19 protein-coding genes are annotated in these 18,757 nt (G+C 67.5%); 11 read left to right on the top strand and 8 right to left on the bottom strand.

The features are described 5' to 3' along the window. Positions 1-141: 141 nt before the first annotated feature. The 3 genes from EEB19_RS17965 to EEB19_RS17955 are packed head-to-tail and all read left to right on the top strand — an operon-like array spanning position 142 to position 3,399. Entirely contained in the window at positions 142-807 is a 666-nt protein-coding gene (locus EEB19_RS17965; RefSeq protein ID WP_187588713.1) for a TetR/AcrR family transcriptional regulator, read from the top strand. Beyond that, positions 791-1,759 carry an ABC transporter ATP-binding protein gene (locus EEB19_RS17960; RefSeq protein WP_187588712.1) on the top strand — a complete coding sequence of 323 codons (969 nt, stop codon included), beginning with the start codon at positions 791-793 and terminating at the stop codon, positions 1,757-1,759. The genes EEB19_RS17965 and EEB19_RS17960 overlap by 17 nt, the downstream gene beginning before the upstream one ends. Beyond that, positions 1,756-3,399 carry an ABC transporter permease gene (locus tag EEB19_RS17955; RefSeq protein ID WP_262365752.1) on the top strand — a complete coding sequence of 548 codons (1,644 nt, stop codon included), beginning with the start codon at positions 1,756-1,758 and terminating at the stop codon, positions 3,397-3,399. The genes EEB19_RS17960 and EEB19_RS17955 overlap by 4 nt, the downstream gene beginning before the upstream one ends. Positions 3,400-3,440: 41 nt before the next feature. Here EEB19_RS17955 and EEB19_RS17950 read toward each other — a convergent pair whose 3' ends face one another. Then, entirely contained in the window at positions 3,441-4,568 is a 1,128-nt protein-coding gene (locus tag EEB19_RS17950; protein WP_187588711.1) for a citrate synthase 2, read from the bottom strand. Positions 4,569-4,678: 110 nt separating this feature from the next. On the opposite strand from EEB19_RS17950, the gene pdxH reads away from it, so the two are divergent. The 3 genes from pdxH to EEB19_RS17935 all read left to right on the top strand — a co-directional run bounded on the left by pdxH (position 4,679) and on the right by EEB19_RS17935 (position 7,870). After that, positions 4,679-5,404 (top strand): pyridoxamine 5'-phosphate oxidase, encoded by a 726-nt coding sequence (gene pdxH, locus EEB19_RS17945; protein ID WP_262365751.1) that lies wholly within the window; start codon positions 4,679-4,681, stop codon positions 5,402-5,404. A 61-nt stretch (positions 5,405-5,465) separates the two neighbouring features. Beyond that, positions 5,466-6,740, top strand: a complete 1,275-nt coding sequence (locus EEB19_RS17940; RefSeq protein WP_187588710.1) for an MFS transporter — start codon at positions 5,466-5,468, stop codon at positions 6,738-6,740. A gap of 44 nt (positions 6,741-6,784) precedes the next feature. Continuing rightward, positions 6,785-7,870, top strand: coding sequence for an isopenicillin N synthase family oxygenase (locus tag EEB19_RS17935; protein WP_187588709.1), 1,086 nt, complete (start codon positions 6,785-6,787; stop codon positions 7,868-7,870). A 6-nt stretch (positions 7,871-7,876) separates the two neighbouring features. Here EEB19_RS17935 and EEB19_RS17930 read toward each other — a convergent pair whose 3' ends face one another. The 3 genes from EEB19_RS17930 to EEB19_RS17920 are packed head-to-tail and all read right to left on the bottom strand — an operon-like array spanning position 7,877 to position 10,500. Continuing rightward, a complete protein-coding gene (locus EEB19_RS17930; RefSeq protein WP_187588708.1) occupies positions 7,877-8,911 on the bottom strand; it encodes an oxygenase MpaB family protein in 1,035 nt (344 codons plus the stop codon). Between the two features lie 48 nt (positions 8,912-8,959). After that, positions 8,960-9,835, bottom strand: a complete 876-nt coding sequence (locus EEB19_RS17925) for a biotin-dependent carboxyltransferase family protein (protein WP_187588707.1) — start codon at positions 9,833-9,835, stop codon at positions 8,960-8,962. Continuing rightward, entirely contained in the window at positions 9,835-10,500 is a 666-nt protein-coding gene (locus EEB19_RS17920; RefSeq protein WP_187588706.1) for an allophanate hydrolase subunit 1, read from the bottom strand. Before EEB19_RS17920 ends, EEB19_RS17925 begins: the two co-directional genes overlap by 1 nt. A 67-nt stretch (positions 10,501-10,567) precedes the next feature. On the opposite strand from EEB19_RS17920, the gene EEB19_RS17915 reads away from it, so the two are divergent. The 5 genes from EEB19_RS17915 (at position 10,568) to EEB19_RS17895 (ending at position 15,674) form a co-directional block, all read left to right on the top strand. Then, positions 10,568-11,512 (top strand): carbohydrate kinase, encoded by a 945-nt coding sequence (locus EEB19_RS17915; RefSeq protein WP_187588705.1) that lies wholly within the window; start codon positions 10,568-10,570, stop codon positions 11,510-11,512. A 68-nt stretch (positions 11,513-11,580) separates the two neighbouring features. Further along, entirely contained in the window at positions 11,581-12,903 is a 1,323-nt protein-coding gene (locus EEB19_RS17910; protein WP_187588704.1) for a citrate synthase, read from the top strand. A gap of 78 nt (positions 12,904-12,981) precedes the next feature. Then, positions 12,982-13,350, top strand: a complete 369-nt coding sequence (locus EEB19_RS17905; RefSeq protein WP_187588703.1) for an FKBP-type peptidyl-prolyl cis-trans isomerase — start codon at positions 12,982-12,984, stop codon at positions 13,348-13,350. Between the two features lie 20 nt (positions 13,351-13,370). Further along, the gene (locus tag EEB19_RS17900; RefSeq protein ID WP_187588759.1) at positions 13,371-14,654 is read left to right on the top strand and encodes a deoxyribodipyrimidine photo-lyase; all 1,284 of its coding nucleotides are present in this window, start codon (positions 13,371-13,373) and stop codon (positions 14,652-14,654) included. 27 nt (positions 14,655-14,681) lie between these two features. Next, the gene (locus EEB19_RS17895) at positions 14,682-15,674 is read left to right on the top strand and encodes an enoyl-CoA hydratase/isomerase family protein (protein ID WP_262365750.1); all 993 of its coding nucleotides are present in this window, start codon (positions 14,682-14,684) and stop codon (positions 15,672-15,674) included. A gap of 2 nt (positions 15,675-15,676) precedes the next feature. Here the strand turns inward: EEB19_RS17895 and EEB19_RS17890 are convergent, their stop codons facing one another. From EEB19_RS17890 to EEB19_RS17875, 4 genes are read right to left on the bottom strand one after another with little or no spacing between them, the layout of a single operon-like run. Beyond that, complete coding sequence (locus EEB19_RS17890) at positions 15,677-16,906, bottom strand: ABC transporter permease (protein WP_187588702.1); 1,230 nt, start codon at positions 16,904-16,906, stop codon at positions 15,677-15,679. Further along, a complete protein-coding gene (locus EEB19_RS17885) occupies positions 16,903-17,808 on the bottom strand; it encodes an ABC transporter ATP-binding protein (protein ID WP_187588701.1) in 906 nt (301 codons plus the stop codon). The genes EEB19_RS17890 and EEB19_RS17885 overlap by 4 nt, the downstream gene beginning before the upstream one ends. Continuing rightward, a complete protein-coding gene (locus tag EEB19_RS17880) occupies positions 17,805-18,440 on the bottom strand; it encodes a hypothetical protein (RefSeq protein ID WP_187588700.1) in 636 nt (211 codons plus the stop codon). Before EEB19_RS17880 ends, EEB19_RS17885 begins: the two co-directional genes overlap by 4 nt. After that, entirely contained in the window at positions 18,437-18,751 is a 315-nt protein-coding gene (locus EEB19_RS17875; protein ID WP_187588699.1) for a helix-turn-helix transcriptional regulator, read from the bottom strand. Before EEB19_RS17875 ends, EEB19_RS17880 begins: the two co-directional genes overlap by 4 nt. Between the last annotated feature and the right edge of the window lie 6 nt (positions 18,752-18,757).

The following is an 18,757-nucleotide window of genomic DNA, read 5'->3' as shown; positions in this document are numbered from 1 at the left end:
GCCGCGACCACCCTGGTCGTGGTCCCCCTGATCAGATGACGGAGAACGTAACGCTCACCGTTACGTTCTCCGTCATCTGCGTATCGGGGGCCGCGGTCGCCACCGTTGACCTTCGTTGAACACGCGTTTAGTCTACTGAACATGCGTACAACGCATGCCGACGACCGGACGACCCGGGCCCGCCTACGAGATGCCGCGATCGAGGTGTTCGCCCGCGACGGGTTCTCGGCGACGGTGCGCACCATCGCCGACGCTGCCGCGGTGAGTCCGGGGCTGGTCATCCACCACTTCGGCAGCAAGGAGAAGCTGCGCGCCGAATGTGACGACCACGTGTTGCGTCGGACTCGCGAGGTCAACGAGGCCAGTCTCGACGCCGGCGCGGGCCCGCAGGCGTTCGGCGGAATCCTCACCAAGCTCGACACGATCGACGAGGACGGGCCACGGATCGTCTATCTGATCCGCAGCCTGCAGGCGGGCGGTGACATGGCCCGGCAGCTGCTCGATCATCTCGCCGACGACGCCGAGGCCACATTCCGTCACGGCGTCGAGGCGGGCACCGTGCGTCCGTCCCGGGATGAGCGGGCGCGGGCGCGCTACATGGTCGCCCAATCCATGGGCGCGCTGCTCGTCGACGTCGTCATGCATCCCCCCGCTGACTGGTCGGACGCGGGCGCGATCCTGCGGTCCTACGTCGACCGCGTGCTGGTTCCCGCCACCGAGGTCGCCGTTCACGGCGTGATGGCCGACGACACGCTGCTCGACACGGTGCTCGCCTACCGAGAGGAACACGATGAGCCCACGAACTAATGCAGTGATCGATGTCGTCGGACTGCGAAAGCGCTTCGGCTCCTTCGTCGCTCTCGACGGACTGGATCTGTGTGTGGCACCGGGGGAGGTGGCCGGATTCCTCGGGCCGAACGGAGCGGGGAAGTCGACGACGATCCGTGTCCTGCTGGGCCTGTACCGACATGACGGCGGAGACGCGCGTGTGTTCGGTGCCGACCCGTTGTCGGATGCCGTGGCCATCCACCGGCGGCTCGCCTACGTGCCGGGCGATGTGAACCTGTGGCCCCAGCTGACCGGCGGTGAGTGCATCGACCTGTTGCTGTCGCTGCGCGGGGTCCGTGTCGAGTCCCGTTCCCGCAAGGCCGAACTCATCGATCGATTCGAACTCGATCCGACCAAGAAGGCGGCCACGTACTCGAAGGGGAATCGGCAGAAGGTCGCCCTGATCGCGGCGCTGTGCGCCGACTCGGAATTGCTCATCCTGGATGAGCCGACATCCGGGCTCGATCCGCTGATGACCCGACAGTTCATGGACTGTGTGCGCGAGCGGGCCGCAGCGGGGTCCGCGGTGCTGATGTCGAGCCACATCTTGGCCGAGGTCGAGGAGCTCTGTGAGACGGTCACGATCATCCGTGCGGGTCGCACGGTCCAATCGGGCAGTCTCGCCGAACTGCGTCACCTGCGCCGGTCCCGGGTGAGGGCCACCGTGGCCGGTGATGTGGGCGACCTGTCGCTCGTCGAGGGCGTCCACGATCTCGATGTACATGAGGGAGTGGTCGACTTCACCGTCGACGACGCGGCGCTCGGCGCGGTGACCCGGGCACTCGCCGGCCTCGACGTGCGCGCGCTGTCGGTCGAGCCGCCGAGTCTCGAAGAGCTGTTCCTGCACGCCTATTCCGACGACCCAGCCGCTTCTGATGACCCCGCTGCCTCTGAAGCCCGGGTGTTCTCCCACGACAGGCCGATGCCATGACCGCCGTCGTGTCGGCGACGCCGTCGGCCGGGCCGAGGTCGAGTCCGTCGGCGCTGTTCACCCGGACCGGACTCCTCGTGCGCCTGGCCTGTCGCCGCGAGCGGCTTGTCGCGCTCATCGGCGTGATCGTGTTCGTGCTGATCAACTGCTCGACCGCGGCGTCCATCACGAGCATGTACCCGACGGCCGAACAGCGTGCCGGCGCGCGGGTGGGCCTCGGCGGCAACGCGGCATTCCTGTTCCTCCTGGGACCCCTCGACGACACCGATTCCGCTGCCGCCCTGACCGTCTGGCGTGCCGGGCTCTTCATGATCGCGGCGCTGGCGGTCTGTGTCGTACTGCTCGTGGTGCGGCAGACCCGCAAAGAGGAGGAACTCGGGCGTACCGAACTCGTCCGGTCAGGCGCGACCGGACCGTTGGCGCCGCTTGCGGCGGCGGCGATCGTCGCCACTGTGTTCAGTGTGTTGATCGCGCTGGGGATGTCGGTGATGCTGTTCCCACTCGGCGCCGGGATCGTCGACGTGGTGGCGGTCTTCGCGCAGTACGCGAGCACCGGGATGGCCGCTGCGGGAGTCGCACTCGTCGCGGCGCAGATCGCGAAGACCTCGCACATCGCGAATCTGACGGCGTCCTCGGTGGTGATCCTCGGCTATCTGCTTCGCGGTGCCGCCGACGCCTCCGGGGGCTGGGGATGGCTGCGGTGGATCTCGCCGATGGGATGGGCGGAATCGATCCAACCGTTCGCCGACAACGCCGTGTGGTGGGCGCTTCCCTCATTCGCGGTGTTCGTCGGCGGTGGGATTCTGGCGGGAGTCCTGGCGCGTGCCCGCGACATCGACGCGGGGCTCATCGCGCCGCGACCCGGACCCGCGGCCAGTTCGCGCCTGTCCTCACCCGAGGCAGTCGTGGTCCGACTGACCCTTCCGCTCCTGGGGTCCTGGGTGGGCGCGCTCGTGGTCTACGGTCTCGTCGTCGGCTTCATGCAGCCCTCGGTCGACGAACTCGCGACGGGCAATTCACAATTCGGTGCCGTCGTCCGACAGTCCGGGGTGGACGCCGATCTGAGCACCCTCTTCGGGATCACGATGATGGGGTTCTTCGCGGTGGCCGCTGGCGCGTGGGCGGTCAACGTCGCGACGCGAATGAGGGGCGAGGAGAATCGGTCCCGCACTGAACTGGTGCTCGCCACGCCGACCGCACGCGGTCGGTATCTGCTCGACCACGCGGCGTTGATCGGCGTCGGCGTGGTCGTGATCCTGCTGCTCGCCGCGGCGGCGTTGACGGTGGGCAACGGAGTCGCCGGGGGTCAGTGGTCGTCGGCGGGCGGTGATGCGTTCCGGTCGGCCTCGGCGCAGATCCCGGCCGCGCTCGTCATGTCGTCGATCATGGTGGCGCTGTACGCGATCCGGACCGCGCTGGTGCCGATCGGATGGTTGCTGGTGATCGCGGCCCTGTTCCTCGGACCGCTCTCGGGGATGTTCGACCTTCCCCAGTGGGCCCGGGATCTGTCCCCCTACACCCACACACCTGCGGTTCCAGTCGAACCGATGGCGTGGACCCCGGCGATCGTGATGCTGTGTCTCACAGCCGTGTTCACCGCGGTCGGGTGGGCGGCGTTCCGCGGCCGTGACATCGGCTGAGTTCGCAGTCCCCGATGCCGACTGAGGCCTCGGGGGCGTCCTCAGAGGCCAGGTTTGGTGAGTTCGCCCCAGCCGGGGACGTCTTCGGGGCGGCGTGGGGCGGGTCCGGTGTAGATGGCGGCGGGTCGGACGAGTTTGCCGAGTTGTTTTTGTTCGAGGATGTGGGCGCACCAGCCGGCGGTGCGTCCGCAGGTGAACATGGCGGGCATCATGTGGGTGGGGACCTCGGCGAAGTCGAGGATGACTGCGGCCCAGAACTCGACGTTGGTTTCGATGGCGCGGTCGGGTCGGCGTTCGCGGAGTTCGGTGAGGGCGGCTTGTTCGAGGGCGGCGGCGATTTCGTAGCGGGGGACGCCGAGTTCTTGTGCGGTGCGGCGCAGGACGCGGGCGCGGGGGTCTTCGGCGCGGTAGACGCGGTGGCCGAAGCCCATCAGTTTCTCTTTGCGGTCGAGGACGCCGCGGACCAGGCCGCGGGCGTCGCCGGTGCGTTCGACCTCTTCGATCATCGGGAGCACGCGGGCGGGGGCGCCGCCGTGCAGTGGTCCGGACATGGCACCGATCGCGCCGGAGAGTGCGGCGGCGACGTCGGCGCCGGTGGAGGAGATGACGCGGGCGGTGAAGGTGGAGGCGTTGAGGCCGTGTTCGGCGGCGCTGACCCAGTAGGCATCGATGGCGCGGATGTGTTTGGGGTCGGGGTCGCCTTTCCAGCGGGTCATGAAGCGTGCGGTGACGGTGTCACACTCGTCGATGATGTGTTGGGGGACGGCGGGTTGGTGGATGCCGCGGGCGGATTGGGCGACGTAGGACAGGGCCATCACCGAGGCGCGGGCGAGGTTGGCGCGGGCGGTGACGTCGTCGATGTCGAGTAGTGGCTGGTAGCCCCAGATGGGGGCGAGCATCGCGAGGGCGGCTTGGACGTCGACGCGGACGTCGCCGGTGTGGATGGGCAGCGGGAAGGGTTCGGCCGGGGGCAGGCCGTCGCCGAATCTGCCGTCGACGAGCAGCGCCCAGACGTCGGCGAAGGTGACGTGGTTCTCGACGAGGTCTTCGATGTCGACGCCGCGGTAGCGCAGGTTGCCACCGTCCTTGTCGGGTTCGGCGATGTCGGTGGTGAACGCGACGACACCTTCCAGGCCGGGTACGAAATCGTCAGGGACGTTGTTCGCCATGGTGACCACCCATCTCGACACTCCATTGTGGACATCGCTGACTCTAGGGCAGCCGACACTCCCGGGCATACCGGGGAGTAACTCCGCGTGTCAGGGGTAGCCTCACGAACGTGGCCGAGGAACCGATTGACCTGCCGAACATGCGGGTCGGATATGGCGGGGGCATCCCGCCGAACATCGGTGAGGGCGATCGTGCGGCCGGCGCCGACGGTATCCGGGAGAATCTCGATCCGAGCTGGTTGCGGGGCGACCCGCCCTGGGTCGACCTGTTCACGGTGTGGATGCGGGAGGCGATCGACGCGCGGATCCCGGAACCCAACGCGATGGTGCTGGGCACCGCCGACGCCCAGGGCAGGCCCTCGACGCGCACCGTCCTGTGCAAGGGCGCGGACGCCGCGGGGATCGTGTTCTTCACGGGCTTCGACTCCGACAAGGGTCTCGAACTGGCCGCCAACCCGTGGGCGTCGATCACTTTTCCGTGGATCGCGCTCGAACGGCAGGTCCACTTCCGCGGTCCGGTGACACACGTCAGCATGGAGGAGACCGAAGCCTACTGGTACATGCGTCCTCGCGGATCGCAGCTGTCGGCGTTCGCCTCCGATCAGTCGCGGCCCATCGAGAGCCGGATCGAACTCGAGGCGAGAGCGGCGTCGGTCGCCGACGACTTCGGCGGGTTCGCCGACGGCGCGGAGATCCCGGTGCCGTCGGACTGGGGCGGGTACCGGTTGGTGCCGACGACCGTGGAGTTCTGGCAGGGCCGCGCCAACCGCCTGCACAATCGCGTGCGGCTCACCAAGAACGACGACGGCTGGCAGGTCGAACGACTTCAGCCCTGACACCGATACGGTGCACCCGGGGACGCGCGAGGCATACCCGCCCGACTCGTAGACTCTTCTGGTGCAACGACTGCTCGCCGACACCACACCGCTGCGGAACGCGTACTTCCGTCGCCTCTGGACGGCGAACATCATCACCGTCATCGGCGCCCAGCTCACTGTGGTCGCCGTTCCCGCGCAGATCTATCAGATCACCGGCAGCTCGGCCTATGTCGGCCTGACCGGGATCTTCGGGTTGGTGCCGCTGATCGTGTTCGGTCTGTGGGGTGGTGCCCTCGCCGACGTCTTCGATCGTCGTCTGATCCTGATCATCACGACGTTCGGTCTGATCGGATGCAGTGCACTGTTCTGGCTGCAGTCCGCGTTCGATGTCGGGAATGTCTGGATTCTGTTGTGCGTGTTCGCCGTTCAACAAGCCTTCTTCGCGGTCAACCAGCCCACCCGGACAGCGGTGCTGCCGCGACTGCTCCCGCTCGCCGAACTACCCGCCGCGAACTCACTCAACATGACGGTCATGCAGGCCGGCGCGATCGCGGGGCCGCTGGCCGGAGGCGCTCTGATCCCGGTGCTCGGCTACTCGACGCTGTACCTGGTCGACACCGTCTGCCTGTTCGCCACGTTGTGGGCCGTGATCCGACTGCCGATCCTCAAGCCGCAACGTGCCGAGGGAGAGCCGCGGCCCGTCGCCGGATTGCGTTCCGTGCTGGATGGTTTCGTGTATCTCCGCGGCCACCGCGTGCTGATGGCCAGCTTCTTGGTCGACCTCATCGCGATGATCTTCGGCATGCCGCGCGCCCTGTTCCCCCAGATGGCGCACGAGAGCTTCGGCGGACCGGAGAGCGGCGGCGTCGCGTTCGCGCTGCTGTTCGCCGCCATCCCTCTCGGCTCGGTCGTCGGCGGGGTCTTCTCCGGCTGGGTGGGCCGCATCCGACGGCAGGGTCTGGCGGTGATCATCTGCATCCTGATCTGGGGTGTGGCGATCGTGGTCGCCGGCGTCGCACTGCTCTTCGCCCACGGCACGGCATTGCCCGTCCTGCCGATCGTGGTGGTCGCGCTCATGATCGGCGGCGCCGCCGACATGGCCTCGGCCGCATTCCGGCAGACCATGTTGCAGGCGGCGGCGACCGACGAGGTGCGCGGCCGACTGCAGGGGGTGTTCATCGTCGTGGTGGCGGGCGGCCCGCGGATCGCCGACGTCGCCCACGGTGCGGCCGCGGCGATGGTGGGCACGGCCGTAGCGACCGCGGGCGGCGGGATCGGGGTCATCGTCCTGACCGTCGTTGCCGCGCTGGCGATCCCGGCGTTCGTGCAGTACCGTGCAGGCCGACTGGCCTGACCCCGCGACCGCCTGATCAGCGAGATCGCGGATTCGGTGCCACTATGGGTGCCATGAGCGCGGTAGTCGACAACCCGGCGGGGACCTTCATGGTGCCGATCATCGACATCAGTCCGTACACCGGACAGGGCAGCCCGGCTGATCGGGCGGCCGTCGCGTCACAGATCGACGACGCGGCGAGCGCGGTGGGGTTCATCCAGATCGTCGGGCACCAGATCGCCTCTGCCGTCCTCGACGAGTTCACCGCCGTCCTCGACGATTTCTTCGCGCTTCCCCTCGACGAGAAGAAGGCCTACCGCACGCCGCCGGAGATCAACCGCGGGTACGCGCCGCCGAAGTCGGAATCGCTGTCGCTGAGTCTGGGCGTCGAGCCGGCCGATCGGATGAACGACTTCTTCGAGGCGTTCAATGTCGGTGTCGAGGCACAGGACTACCCGGAACTCGACCTCCCGGATGATCAGTACGCGGCCAACACCTGGCCGGCCGTCGATCATTTCGAGGCGGCCGTGTCGGCGTACTTCGCCGAGGCGTCGCGGGTCGCCCACACACTGACCAGGATCTTCGCCGACGCCCTCGATCTCCCCGCGGACTTCTTCGACGGCTACACCGACCATTCGCTCGACGTGCTCCGGATGAACAACTACGCATTGCCGCCGGGCGACATCGAGCTCGACGGTGAGCTGACCGGAATGGGGGAGCACACCGACTACGGCATCGTCACCGTGCTCTGGGCCGATCAGGTGCGCGGTCTGCAGGTGCTCGACCGCGAGGGCGATTGGCACGACGTGGAACCCGCCGACGGTGCACTGCTCATCAATCTCGGTGATCTGATGGCGCGCTGGACCAACGAACGCTGGATGTCGACACTGCACCGCGTCAAACCACCGGTGGTAGACGGCACCATCGAGCGGCGTCGCTCGGCCGCGTTCTTCCACGACGGCAACATCGATGCGACGATCTCGACGCTGCCGTCGTGCGTCGGTGCGGGCAGCCGCTACTCGCCGATCACCGTCGGCGAACACATCGGCGCGAAACTCGCGGGATCACGTGCCGGACAGTCCAATCCGTATGCACGCCGCGAGGCCCAGCGGGTACGCCAGGCCATGCGGCGGGGCCTCGGGCAACAGTAGCGCCGGTCAGTCCCCGGTGACGCGCCCCGGATAGGTGGCGCGGCGGGCGGCATGGACGGGGCAGTAGTGCATCGGGTTGTCGCGCTCGGCCTGTGGCGGCAGATTGCGCGCCGGTGTGTGCACCAGCGGGGCGTCGGCCGGGGTACGGCCCGATACGCGATCCCACGCGTCGCGCGGTCGTGGATGCCGCCGCAGACGCGGCGGCAACAGGCGGTGCATCACCAGGTTGACCGTCTGGCCGAGCAAGCGAAAGCGCCACTCGTCCTTCTCGGTCCACGGCAGGCTCAGCATCTCCCGGATCGGTTCGTCGTAGAAGCCGGTGGTGAGCCAGGTGAAGAAGCGCTGATTGGTCGGCGCCATGTACCGGAACCAGAGACGATCCGGGATCAGCCGGAGAAACGGCGGCGGTGGGAGTTGTCCGATGTCGAGGACTGTGCGGACTGCCGGATGGTCGCGGAGTTCGTTGCGGCACATGTGGTCCCAGTAGGCCAGGAAGTCCTCGTAGGTGTCCGGGACCGGGCGCATCGACACCCCGTACATCGCGTACCAGGCCTTGGACTCCTCGAAGAGCTGCCGTTTCTGGTCCTCGCTGAGCCACGGGCCGAACCGTTCGCACAACCGCACATTGCCGTACCAGAAGGTGGCGTGCGCCCAGTAGAAGACGTCGGGATCGAGGGCGTGATAGCGCGATCCGTCCTCCATGCGTCCCTTGATGTCGCGGTGGTAGTCCCGGACCTCGTGACCGGTGGTGGGGCCGTCGGCCGGCACCGGATCGAAGACCACCCCGCTGATCGGGTACAGCGAGCGCATCAGTCGCTGCCATCGCTCTCCGAAGAAGTCGGAGTGTTCCCACACGGCTGCGCCGAGTTTGGGGTGCATGTTCTGCATCGAGCCGGCCCACAGTCCCTGGAACATGCCTGTCCACGTGCCCCAGATCTGCCAGGTGAGCGAATCGGGGCCGAGGGGCGCGTAGTCCTCGGGTCGCCTGACCGTCGGTTCGGGTGTCGACGAGTCGGCGGGCGTCGTCAGTACCTCGGTCATGAGACGAAAGTCTAGGATCGTCTCAGATCGCTGTCAACGATGGCGGGGTCAGCTCGGTCGGAACCGGACGCGGTCGCCGGCGACGAGCTGCGCCGCCCGGTCGATGGCAGACGGGGTGAGCACGGCGACGACCGGATAGCCGCCCGTGACCGGGTGATCGGCGAGGAAGAGGACGGGGCGTCCGCTCGGCGGGATCTGGACGGCGCCGTGGGGCACTCCCTCCGACGCCAGTTCGGCGACGTCCTCACGGTGCACCAGGAGCGGATCGTCGGAATCGGCCGGACGGTCGATGCGCACACCGACCCGGTTGCTGTCGACACCGACTTCCCAGACGCCCCGGGTCAGGTCGGCCGGCGAGCGCACATGGTCGCGACGCGGACCGTCGGCGATCTCCAGGTCGACGACACCCGGCGACTCATGGGCCTGCGGAGCCGTCGAGGTCGCCGGCCACTCGAGTGCCGAAGTGCCGACCGGCAGTTCGGTGCCCGCGGTCAGCGGCGCCGGTCCCAGTCCGGACAGGCTGTCGGTGGCGCGGGACCCGAGTACTTTCGCGACATCGAGCCCGCCCCGGACGGCGAGATAGTTCCGGCAGCCCCGGACAGGCGTGCCGATGCTCAGTTCGGCTCCCGCCACCAGCGAGACAGCGGCATCGCCGCCGACCGGCACGTCGTCGACGCGGATTTCGGCGTGAGCGCCGGTGACCGCGACGAGGAGGTCGCCGCGCGCTCGAATGTGGAAGCGGCCCAACGTGGTCTCCACCACGGCCGCCGACTCGGGATTTCCGACGAGCCGATTCGCGAGGGTCAGTGATGAACGGTCCGCGCCACCGGCCGCGGGCACCCCGAGGTGTGCGTACCCGCCTCGCCCGAGATCCTGCGCCGTGGCGAACAGGCCGGGATCGACGACGAGGAGTGACTTCGTCATCAGGACGGACCGGTGTCGTCGGCGGGTACGAAGCGGACCGTTCGGCCCGGCTCGAGAAGTGCTGGGGGAGTGGAGTTCTCATCCCACATGGCAATCGTGGTGTGACCGATGAGCTGCCACCCGCCCGGGCTGTGACGCGGATAGACGGCGCTGTATCCGGCCGCGACGGCCACCGCGCCGGAGGGAACCGCCGTGCGCGACTCGTCGCGCCGCGGCAGACGTCCCCAGAGGTTGTCCGGATCCTCCTGTGCCACCAGGTAACCGAAGCCCGGTGCGAAACCCATGAACTGCACCCGCCAGCGGGTGTCGCGATGGAGCTCGACGACCTCGTCGACGCCTAGTCCGAGCGTTCGGGCGACATCGTCGAGATCCGGTCCGTCATAGGTGACGGGAATCAGGATCTCGTCGGGCCGCGCATCCGCCTGTGCCGCATCGTCTCGGACGTTGCGGAGTGCCCGATGCACACCCAGGACATCGATACCCGCTCCGCGGTCGGCCTGGACGAGCACCGTATGGGCACTGGGGATCACATCGGTCGCGCGCAACGCGTCCGACTCGATCGCGCGACGGATCGCCGTCGCCGCCCGGCCGACCGCGGCCGACGGCTCCGGGTCGTCGGCGAAATCGAGCACGACCGCGTCGGGGCCGGCGGGCAACTCTCGCATGTCCTCAACCTAGGTCATGTGCGCCGGTCCGGATGGCAGGATGACACCGGAGCGATGAGGAGGTGCGATGCGCGAGATCGTGGTCTGTGGGGAAGCGTTGGTCGACGTCGTGCAGGCGTCGTCGGTGCCCACGTATCCGGATCGTCTGCCGGCACTCCAGCCGGCGCTGGGCGGGGGGCCGTTCAACGTCGCGGTGACCCTGGGGCGACTCGGCAGCGCGGTGTCGCTGTGTTCGGCTGTCTCGACCGACACCTACGGCGACGCGATCATCGCCGCTTTGCAGGCCGGGGGAGTCGGCACCGGCCTCGTGCAGCGGCGACCCGAGCCCACCTCGCTCGCGCTGGCCACCATCGGTGACAACGGTGCGGCGCAGTATTCGTTCTACGTCGAGGGCACTGCGGATCGTCTCGTCCAGACCCCCGAGACCTTTCCGTCGACCGTGTCGGCGGTGTGTTTCGGGACCTTGTCCATGGTGCTCGAACCCGGTGCGTCGGTGTACGAATCGGTGTTGCGGCGCAGTCACGACGACGGGCGGCTCGTCGTCGTGGATCCGAACATCCGGCCGGCGGTCATCGACGATCCCGACGCCTACCGACGACGGTTCGCCTCGTGGATGGATGCGGTCGATGTGGTGAAGCTCTCCGACGAGGACGCCGCCTGGCTGGGAGCCGGACCGGACGGGTCCGGGGCGGCCACATGGCTGGCGTCGGGGGTCAGCGCCGTCATCACCACGGCGGGTGCCGACGGGATCACCGTCACGACCAGGGACGGGACGGTCACTGTGCCGGCGCCGAAAGCGCAGGTCGCAGACACCATCGGGGCCGGTGACTCGGTCGTGGGAGGGGTACTCCGACACCTCGACCGCATCGGCGCGTTGTCGTCGAAAGCGGTCGCCACCCTGAGTCTCGAGCAGTGGCGCTCGACTGCGGAATTCGCAGGTCAGGTCGCTGCGATCACGGTCTCACGCCCTGGCGCCGACCCTCCGTGGGCGAGCGAGCTGGCAAGCGACTAGGTTGATAAGCAACAGCATCCCTACCCGGATCTGCGTTGTACAACTCTCACCTGAGTAAAGGGGTTCGTGTGTCCGCTGAAACAGTCCCAGCTGACCAGGCGTCCGATACGGCATCAGCGACGTTCACCTACCCCGGTGGTCAGCTGGAGCTCCCGATCCTGAAGGCCACCGAAGGTAACGATTCCGTCGGTCTGGGCAAGTTCCTCGCCGAGACCGGACTGACCACGTTCGACAGTGGCTTCGTAAACACCGCGTCGACCAAGTCCGCCATCACCTACATCGACGGCGACGCCGGCATCCTCCGGTACCGCGGCATCCCGATCGATCAGCTGGCCGAGAAGTCGACCTTCATCGAGGTCAGCTATCTCCTCATCTACGGTGAGCTGCCGACGCCGAGCCAGCTCGAGGACTTCACCGACAAGATCCGCCGGCACACCCTGCTGCACGAGGACCTGAAGCGCTTCTTCGACGGCTTCCCGCGCAACGCGCACCCGATGCCCGTCCTGTCGAGCGCGGTCAACGCACTGTCGGCCTACTACCAGGACTCGCTCGACCCCAAGGACCCGGAGCAGGTCGAACTGTCGACGATCCGGTTGCTGGCGAAGCTGCCCACGATCGCCGCCTACGCCTACAAGAAGTCGGCCGGTCAGCCGTTCCTGTACCCGGACAACTCGCTGAGCCTGGTCGAGAACTTCCTGCGGATGACCTTCGGTTTCCCGGCCGAGCCCTACGAGGTCGATCCCGAGGTCGCCAAGGCCCTGGACATGCTCTTCATCCTGCATGCCGATCACGAGCAGAACTGCTCGACCTCGACGGTGCGCCTGGTCGGTTCGTCGCAGGCCAACCTGTTCACGTCGATCTCCGGCGGCATCAACGCGCTCTGGGGTCCGCTGCACGGCGGCGCCAACCAGGCCGTGCTCGAGATGCTCGAGGAGATCCGGCAGTCCGGTGGCGACACCCAGGCCTTCATGAACAAGGTCAAGAACAAAGAGGCCGGGGTGAAGCTCATGGGCTTCGGTCACCGCGTCTACAAGAACTACGACCCGCGCGCCGCGATCGTGAAGAAGACCGCGGACTCCATCCTGGAATCCCTTGGCGTCCAAGATGATCTGCTCGACATCGCGAAGGGTCTCGAAGAGGTCGCGCTGTCCGACGACTACTTCATCGAGCGCAAGCTCTACCCGAACGTGGACTTCTACACGGGCGTCATCTACCGTGCGATGGGCTTCCCGACGCGGATGTTCACCGTGCTGTTCGCCCTCGGCCGACTGCCCGGCTGGATCGCGCACTGGCGCGAGATGCACGAGGATCCGTCCGGCAAGATCGGTCGTCCGCGCCAGCTGTACACCGGATACACCGAGCGCGATTACGTCGCGATGGGGCAGCGCTGAGCGTTCGGGAGCCGAGGTCGGCCCACACGCCGTCCTGTCCGAAGAGAAACTGATCCGACGACTCAAAGGAGAGTCCCGTTGACCAGCGCTGAAAAGCCCGAAGTCGAATTCCCCGAGGGCCCGGCCCCCGCAGAACTGCAGATCAAGGATCTCATCGTCGGTGACGGCGCCGAGGCCCAGCGTGGCGGTGTGGTGGACGTGCACTACGTCGGTGTCGAGTACGAGACCGGCGAGGAGTTCGACTCGTCCTGGGATCGCGGGCAGTCTGCGAACTTCCCCCTCGATCGGCTGATTCCCGGCTGGCAAGAGGGCATCCCCGGGATGCAGGTCGGCGGTCGTCGCCAGCTGACGGTCCCGCCGCAGCTCGCCTACGGTCCGGCCGGTGCCGGACACCGCCTGTCGGGCAAGACCCTCGTGTTCGTCATCGACCTGCTGGGCGTGGGATAGTCACGAGCTCGACATCGATCCTGTGGCTCCGGCGCGACCTGCGCCTGGGTGATCTTCCGCCGCTCATCGCGGCGCAGGAGGCAGCTGACGATGTGCTGGTCTGCTTCGTCGTGGACCCGCGACTGGAGAAGTCGTCGGGTCCACGACGTCTGAGTTTTCTGTTCGATTCACTCCGCGATCTCGACGACTCGCTGTCGGGACGGCTGTTGGTCGTGCGCGGGCGTCCCGAGAAGGAGATCCCGCGGCTGGCCAAGGCTGTCGATGCGACGAGTGTGCATGTGACAGAAGATTTCTCGCCGTTCGGCCGTCGACGCGACGACGCTGTGACCGAGGCTCTGGGTGACGTGGACCTCGAGGCCGAAGGCTCGCCGTATCTGGTGTCACCGGGTCGGGTGACGAAGAACGACGGTGAGCCCTACAAGGTCTTCACCCCCTACTTCAACCAATGGCGTGAGCACGGCTGGCGGGCGCCCGCGTCGTCGTCGCTCTCGACGTCGGACACGGTCGATCCCAGCGACATCACTCGCTCCGGCCGCATCAAGATCCCGGCCGCGCCGGTTGAACTCGACCATCCCGCAGGCGAATCCGCCGCCACGAAGCGCTGGCGTGAGTTCGTGGACGACGATCTCGCCGGATACGACTCCGACCGCGATCGGCCGGATCTCGATGCGAGCAGCCGGATGTCGGCGTATCTGAAGTTCGGCAACATCCATCCGCGCACCATGGCCGCCGATCTCGGTCGATCCAAGGGTGCCAAGTCCTATCTTCGTGAACTGGCCTTCCGCGACTTCTATGCCGCGGTCCTGCATCACTGGCCGGACAGCGCGTGGCACAACTGGAATCGCCAGTTCGACGACATCGAGCTCGACACCGACAAGGACGCCTACCGCCGTCTCGATGCGTGGAAGGAAGGCCGTACGGGTTTCCCGATCGTCGATGCCGGAATGCGGCAGCTCGCCGAATCGGGTTTCATGCACAACCGGGTCCGGATGATCACGGCGTCCTTCCTGGTCAAGGATCTGCACCTGCCGTGGTGGTGGGGCGCGCAGTGGTTCCTCGAGCAGCTCACCGACGGCGACATGGCGTCGAATCAGCATGGCTGGCAGTGGGCCGCCGGCACGGGAACCGATGCGGCGCCGTACTTTCGGGTGTTCAATCCCGAGACCCAGTGCAAGAAGTTCGACCCCGACGGCGAGTATGTCCGTCGTTGGGTACCCGAGATCGACACCGACGACTACCCGGATCCGATCGTCGACCACAAGGCCGAGCGCGAGGAGGCGTTGCGCCGGTTCCGTCAGATCTGACCGGACCGATGCGGCTAGGCTGACGTCGTGATCGCCACTGCCGAACCGTTTGTCGCGAACATCCTCGACGCCGACGCCTGGGATCGTCTGGCCTGGTCGTCGGACCGTCATTCCGGCCACGTCCGGGTCGGATTCGTCACCGGCCCGGTCGATGAGCCGGATCTGGTGTCGGCGGCGCAACGATGCGACGTCGTCTACGCACCGACGGCCGAGGAATCACGGCATCCCTCGATGGTCGGCGCCGACGACCCGGAGACCGCGGCTCGTGACCTCGCGATCCTGGTTGCACGACGTCCGCAGGCGTCGACGACGGTCGCGGCGGTCCTGCGCACCGGCGTGGAAGTGTCGGTGCGACAGGCCCTGGACATCGAATCCTGGGCGTATTCGACCCTGCTGGGCGGAACCGAGTTCGCCGCCTGGCTCGCCGACCGCGGACCGCGACCGCTCCCGCCGACCCCGGCGCAACCACCGGTGCTCGCCGAGCGACTCGGCGATCGGCTGATCATCACCCTGAACCGGCCCGAACGTCGCAATGCCTTCGGTGCGGCGCTGCGCGACGCGCTCGTCGAGCTGCTCGACGTCGCGGTCATCGACGACACCATCGGCGCGGTCGAGCTCCGCGGCAACGGCCCGGTGTTCTGTGCCGGCGGCGATCTCGACGAGTTCGGCACGACGCCGGACCCGGCGACCGCCCACATCGTCCGGACGGTCGGTGGTGCCGGCGTCCGACTGGCCGAGATCGCCGAGCGGACAACGGCATTTCTGCACGGGTCATGTGTGGGCGCGGGGATCGAACTGCCGGGTCTCGTCGGGCGCGTCGTCGTCGACCCGCAGGTCGTGATCAGGCTCCCCGAGGTCGGGATGGGACTGATCCCGGGCGCGGGCGGAACGGTCGGCATCCCACGCCGCATAGGTCGGTGGCGGGCCTTTCACCTCGCGGTGTCCGGCACCGCCATCGGAGCGGACACCGCAGTGGCGTGGGGACTCGCCGATGAGATCGCCGACGTCCGCCACTCCTGAGGTCACCGCGCCAAGGACAGCGCCTCACCCCATTTGATGCGGGTACCGGTGCGCAGGATCGACCGCTGGTAGATCCGCGAGGCGAACCAGGTGGCGGCCGCGCACGCCAGGATCATCAGCACGAACGTGACGATCACCTGGACTGTCGAGGTGTCGCCGGTGGCGATCCGGATCGGCATCAGCGCGGCACTGAACGGCGGTATCCAGGTCAGCACCTGGATGAGGGTGGAGTCGAGGGCCTGGATACCGAAGATGCCCGAATACATCACGGCCATCGCCAGGATGGTCAGCGGCGCCGAGCTCGCGTTGAGTTCCTCCTGCCGGGACACCAGCGCCCCCGTCGCCGCATACAGCGTGGCGAAGAACAGGAATCCGAGGACGAACCACGCGATCACCGCAGCGAACATCCCGATCGCCGTGCCCTGGATGGTCAACAGACCGGTGACCTTCCCCGCGATCAGCGCCGTGGCACCCAGCAGGAGCACCTGGGCCATGGCGATCGCACCGATGCCGATGATCTTGCCCCACAGCAGATGTAGCGGCTTGATGGTGGCCAGCAACAACTCGACCACACGCGAGGTCTTCTCCTCGACGACGCCGACCGCGACCATCGATCCGCCCATCATGATCGCCGTGATCAGCAGGATGGTGCCGACGAGCGCGATCACGATGCGTTGTCCCTCATCGGGTTTGTCCGGCGTCGTCTGTTCGACGGTGATCGTCGCGCGCGGGAGCGACGCGGCGTCGACCCCACGTTCGGCCAGGGCGCGGTTCAGACCGACCTGCTCCACCGAGGACCGCAGGATCCCGTCGAGCGTGGGGTTCAGTCCGCTCTTGGAGAGCGCGACGAACTGGCCGGTCGACGCTCCGGGGACGAGCGCGGCGTCGAGGTCGCCGTCGGCGACCTTGCTGCGTGCCTCCTCGGCCGACGACACTGTGATCACGTCGACGGAAGTACCCGTGGCCGAGCCGAACTCCTCGATGGTCGACGAGAGCGCGGCGTCCTGCCCGACGACGCCGACACGATCGGCGTCGTCGCCGCCGCTGAACGCCGACCAGACGATGGCGCCGACGATGATCACCACCATCAGCAGGCCGGTGCTGATGAGGAAGGAGCGGGTCTTCGCGCGGGTGACGATCTCGCGTTCGGCGATCAGCCAGATCGCCTGCGCGGCGCCGGCACCCGCCGCGTGATCGGACGGCACGCGGGGTGTCGTGTTCGGGGAGCTCATGCGGAGACCACCTCTCGGAACAGCTCGGTCAGGGACGGTGTCGACGTGGCGAAGCGGTGCACCGGGCCGGATCGCATCGCCGCCGCGAGGATGGTCTGGTCGTCGGCGGTGGCGGGATCGATCCGCAGCGTGGTCAGATCCGAGTCGACGGCGTAGTCCGCCGACACGATCCCGGAAAGGCCGTCGGCCCAGCGCGTGTGGGTCGGGGGACCGACGACCTCGAGGGTGACGCCCTCCCGCGCCCGGAGATCGTCGACGCGTCCGAGCGCGCGCATCTGTCCCCGCGCGACGATCCCGACGCGGTCACACAGGCGTTGCACCAGATCCAGCTGATGCGACGAGAACACGACGGGGATGCCCTCGGCCGCCTTTTCCTTCAGCACGTCACTCATCACGTCGACGGCGACCGGGTCGAGGCCGGAGAACGGCTCGTCGAGGACGAGCACCTGCGGATCATGGATGAGCGCCGCCGCGAGCTGGACGCGTTGCTGGTTGCCGAGGCTGAGATCGGCGACGTCGTCGTCGACGCGATGGTCCACACCGAGTCGGGTCGTCCACCGTTGCATACTGTCCCGAGCCGCTTCCGACGACATGCCGTGCAGCCGAGCGAGGAAGATCAGCTGTTCGCCCACCTTCATCTTCGGGTACAGGCCGCGCTCTTCGGGCATGTAGCCGATGTTGCGTCGGGTCTGCAGGTCGATCGGGCGATCGCCGAGCGAGACCCGTCCGGCATCCGCGGCGAGGACGCCGAGGATGATCCGCATCGTCGTCGACTTGCCCGCCCCGTTGCTCCCCACGAATCCGAACAGTTCGCCGGGCGCGACCTGGAACGTCATGTCCTGCAGTGCTATCAGGTCGCCATATCTCTTGTGTAGTCCGTCGACGATCAACGGGTCGTTCATCGGTGACTCCGTTCTGAATCGGTGGGTTCGGTCTGTGGGCGATCTGTCTCCGGGAAGGGTGTCTCCGCGGCGATCAGGTCTTCGGGATCGGGATCGTTCATCCACCAGGCGGTGAGCATCGTCGGCAGGACGACGGCGACGACGACCAGGGTGATCTGCAGTACCCCGGTGCCGTAGACGAGATCGCCGTCCACACTGTCGCGCGATCCCAGGATCATCAGGATCACGTAGGGGATGAACATGAGTGTGTACAGGGCGAAGAAGCCTATGGATCGCGCTGAATTGCGTTGCGCGAGCTGGATCTCGTCGAGCGCCGGGACCGGCGTGTCGGCGACGGATCCGGTGACGACGCGCAATGCGTACTGGGTCGCGATGGAACCGGCCAGGCCCACGATGAACGGCACGACGAACCACGGAGTGCCGAAGGCCATCCCGGCGCCGATCAATGCGACTGCGAGAGAGACGATCTGGACACGCACCAGACGCCGCGCACCGCGGCGGTTCCGCCACGAACGCAGGCGGCGAGCGTGCTTCTCGTCGAACTGCAGATGGCGCTCGGCCCGCCAGTTGTCGTACCGACGCCACCAGGCCGGGGTCGCCTCGTCCGGGATGGCGGAGTGTGGGTCTCTCATCGGGCTCCTCCCCGGTCGGGCTGACGATCGTGCGCGGCCCGGTCAGACGTGGCCCGCTGATACAGCTCGGCCGACATCGCCGCGAACTCATGGCGGCTGAACACCGCCTCGACCGGGAGATCGAAGACCGCGCAGATGCGGAAGGCGAGGTCGAGACTGGGGTAATTGTCGCCCCGTTCCAGTGCGCCGACCGACTGCACATTGATGCCGACCAGTTCGGCGAGCCGAGCCCGTGTCATCTTCCGCTCGGCCCGTAGGACACCGATGCGGTTGAAGATCGGGAGTTTCTCACCCCTCCGAACTGGGCTCACGGCGTC

Source organism: Gordonia sp. OPL2 (assembly GCF_003797825.1).
Taxonomy (GTDB): domain Bacteria; phylum Actinomycetota; class Actinomycetes; order Mycobacteriales; family Mycobacteriaceae; genus Gordonia.
Note: the sequence above shows the minus strand (reverse complement) of the source record. Positions and strands in the feature narration are given on the sequence as shown.

What these genes read in the sequence shown, in the direction of transcription:
- EEB19_RS17955 (WP_262365752.1), top strand. Translation starts at nt 1,756, where the DNA reads ATGACCGCCGTCGTGTCGGCGACGCCGTCGGCCGGGCCGAGGTCGAGT.
- EEB19_RS17935 (WP_187588709.1), top strand. Translation starts at nt 6,785, where the DNA reads ATGGGTGCCATGAGCGCGGTAGTCGACAACCCGGCGGGGACCTTCATG.
- EEB19_RS17930 (WP_187588708.1), bottom strand. Translation starts at nt 8,911, where the DNA reads ATGACCGAGGTACTGACGACGCCCGCCGACTCGTCGACACCCGAACCG.
- EEB19_RS17915 (WP_187588705.1), top strand. Translation starts at nt 10,568, where the DNA reads ATGCGCGAGATCGTGGTCTGTGGGGAAGCGTTGGTCGACGTCGTGCAG.
- EEB19_RS17920 (WP_187588706.1), bottom strand. Translation starts at nt 10,500, where the DNA reads ATGCGAGAGTTGCCCGCCGGCCCCGACGCGGTCGTGCTCGATTTCGCC.
- EEB19_RS17885 (WP_187588701.1), bottom strand. Translation starts at nt 17,808, where the DNA reads ATGAACGACCCGTTGATCGTCGACGGACTACACAAGAGATATGGCGAC.
- EEB19_RS17925 (WP_187588707.1), bottom strand. Translation starts at nt 9,835, where the DNA reads ATGACGAAGTCACTCCTCGTCGTCGATCCCGGCCTGTTCGCCACGGCG.
- EEB19_RS17960 (WP_187588712.1), top strand. Translation starts at nt 791, where the DNA reads ATGAGCCCACGAACTAATGCAGTGATCGATGTCGTCGGACTGCGAAAG.
- EEB19_RS17965 (WP_187588713.1), top strand. Translation starts at nt 142, where the DNA reads ATGCGTACAACGCATGCCGACGACCGGACGACCCGGGCCCGCCTACGA.
- EEB19_RS17950 (WP_187588711.1), bottom strand. Translation starts at nt 4,568, where the DNA reads ATGGCGAACAACGTCCCTGACGATTTCGTACCCGGCCTGGAAGGTGTC.
- EEB19_RS17880 (WP_187588700.1), bottom strand. Translation starts at nt 18,440, where the DNA reads ATGAGAGACCCACACTCCGCCATCCCGGACGAGGCGACCCCGGCCTGG.
- EEB19_RS17890 (WP_187588702.1), bottom strand. Translation starts at nt 16,906, where the DNA reads ATGAGCTCCCCGAACACGACACCCCGCGTGCCGTCCGATCACGCGGCG.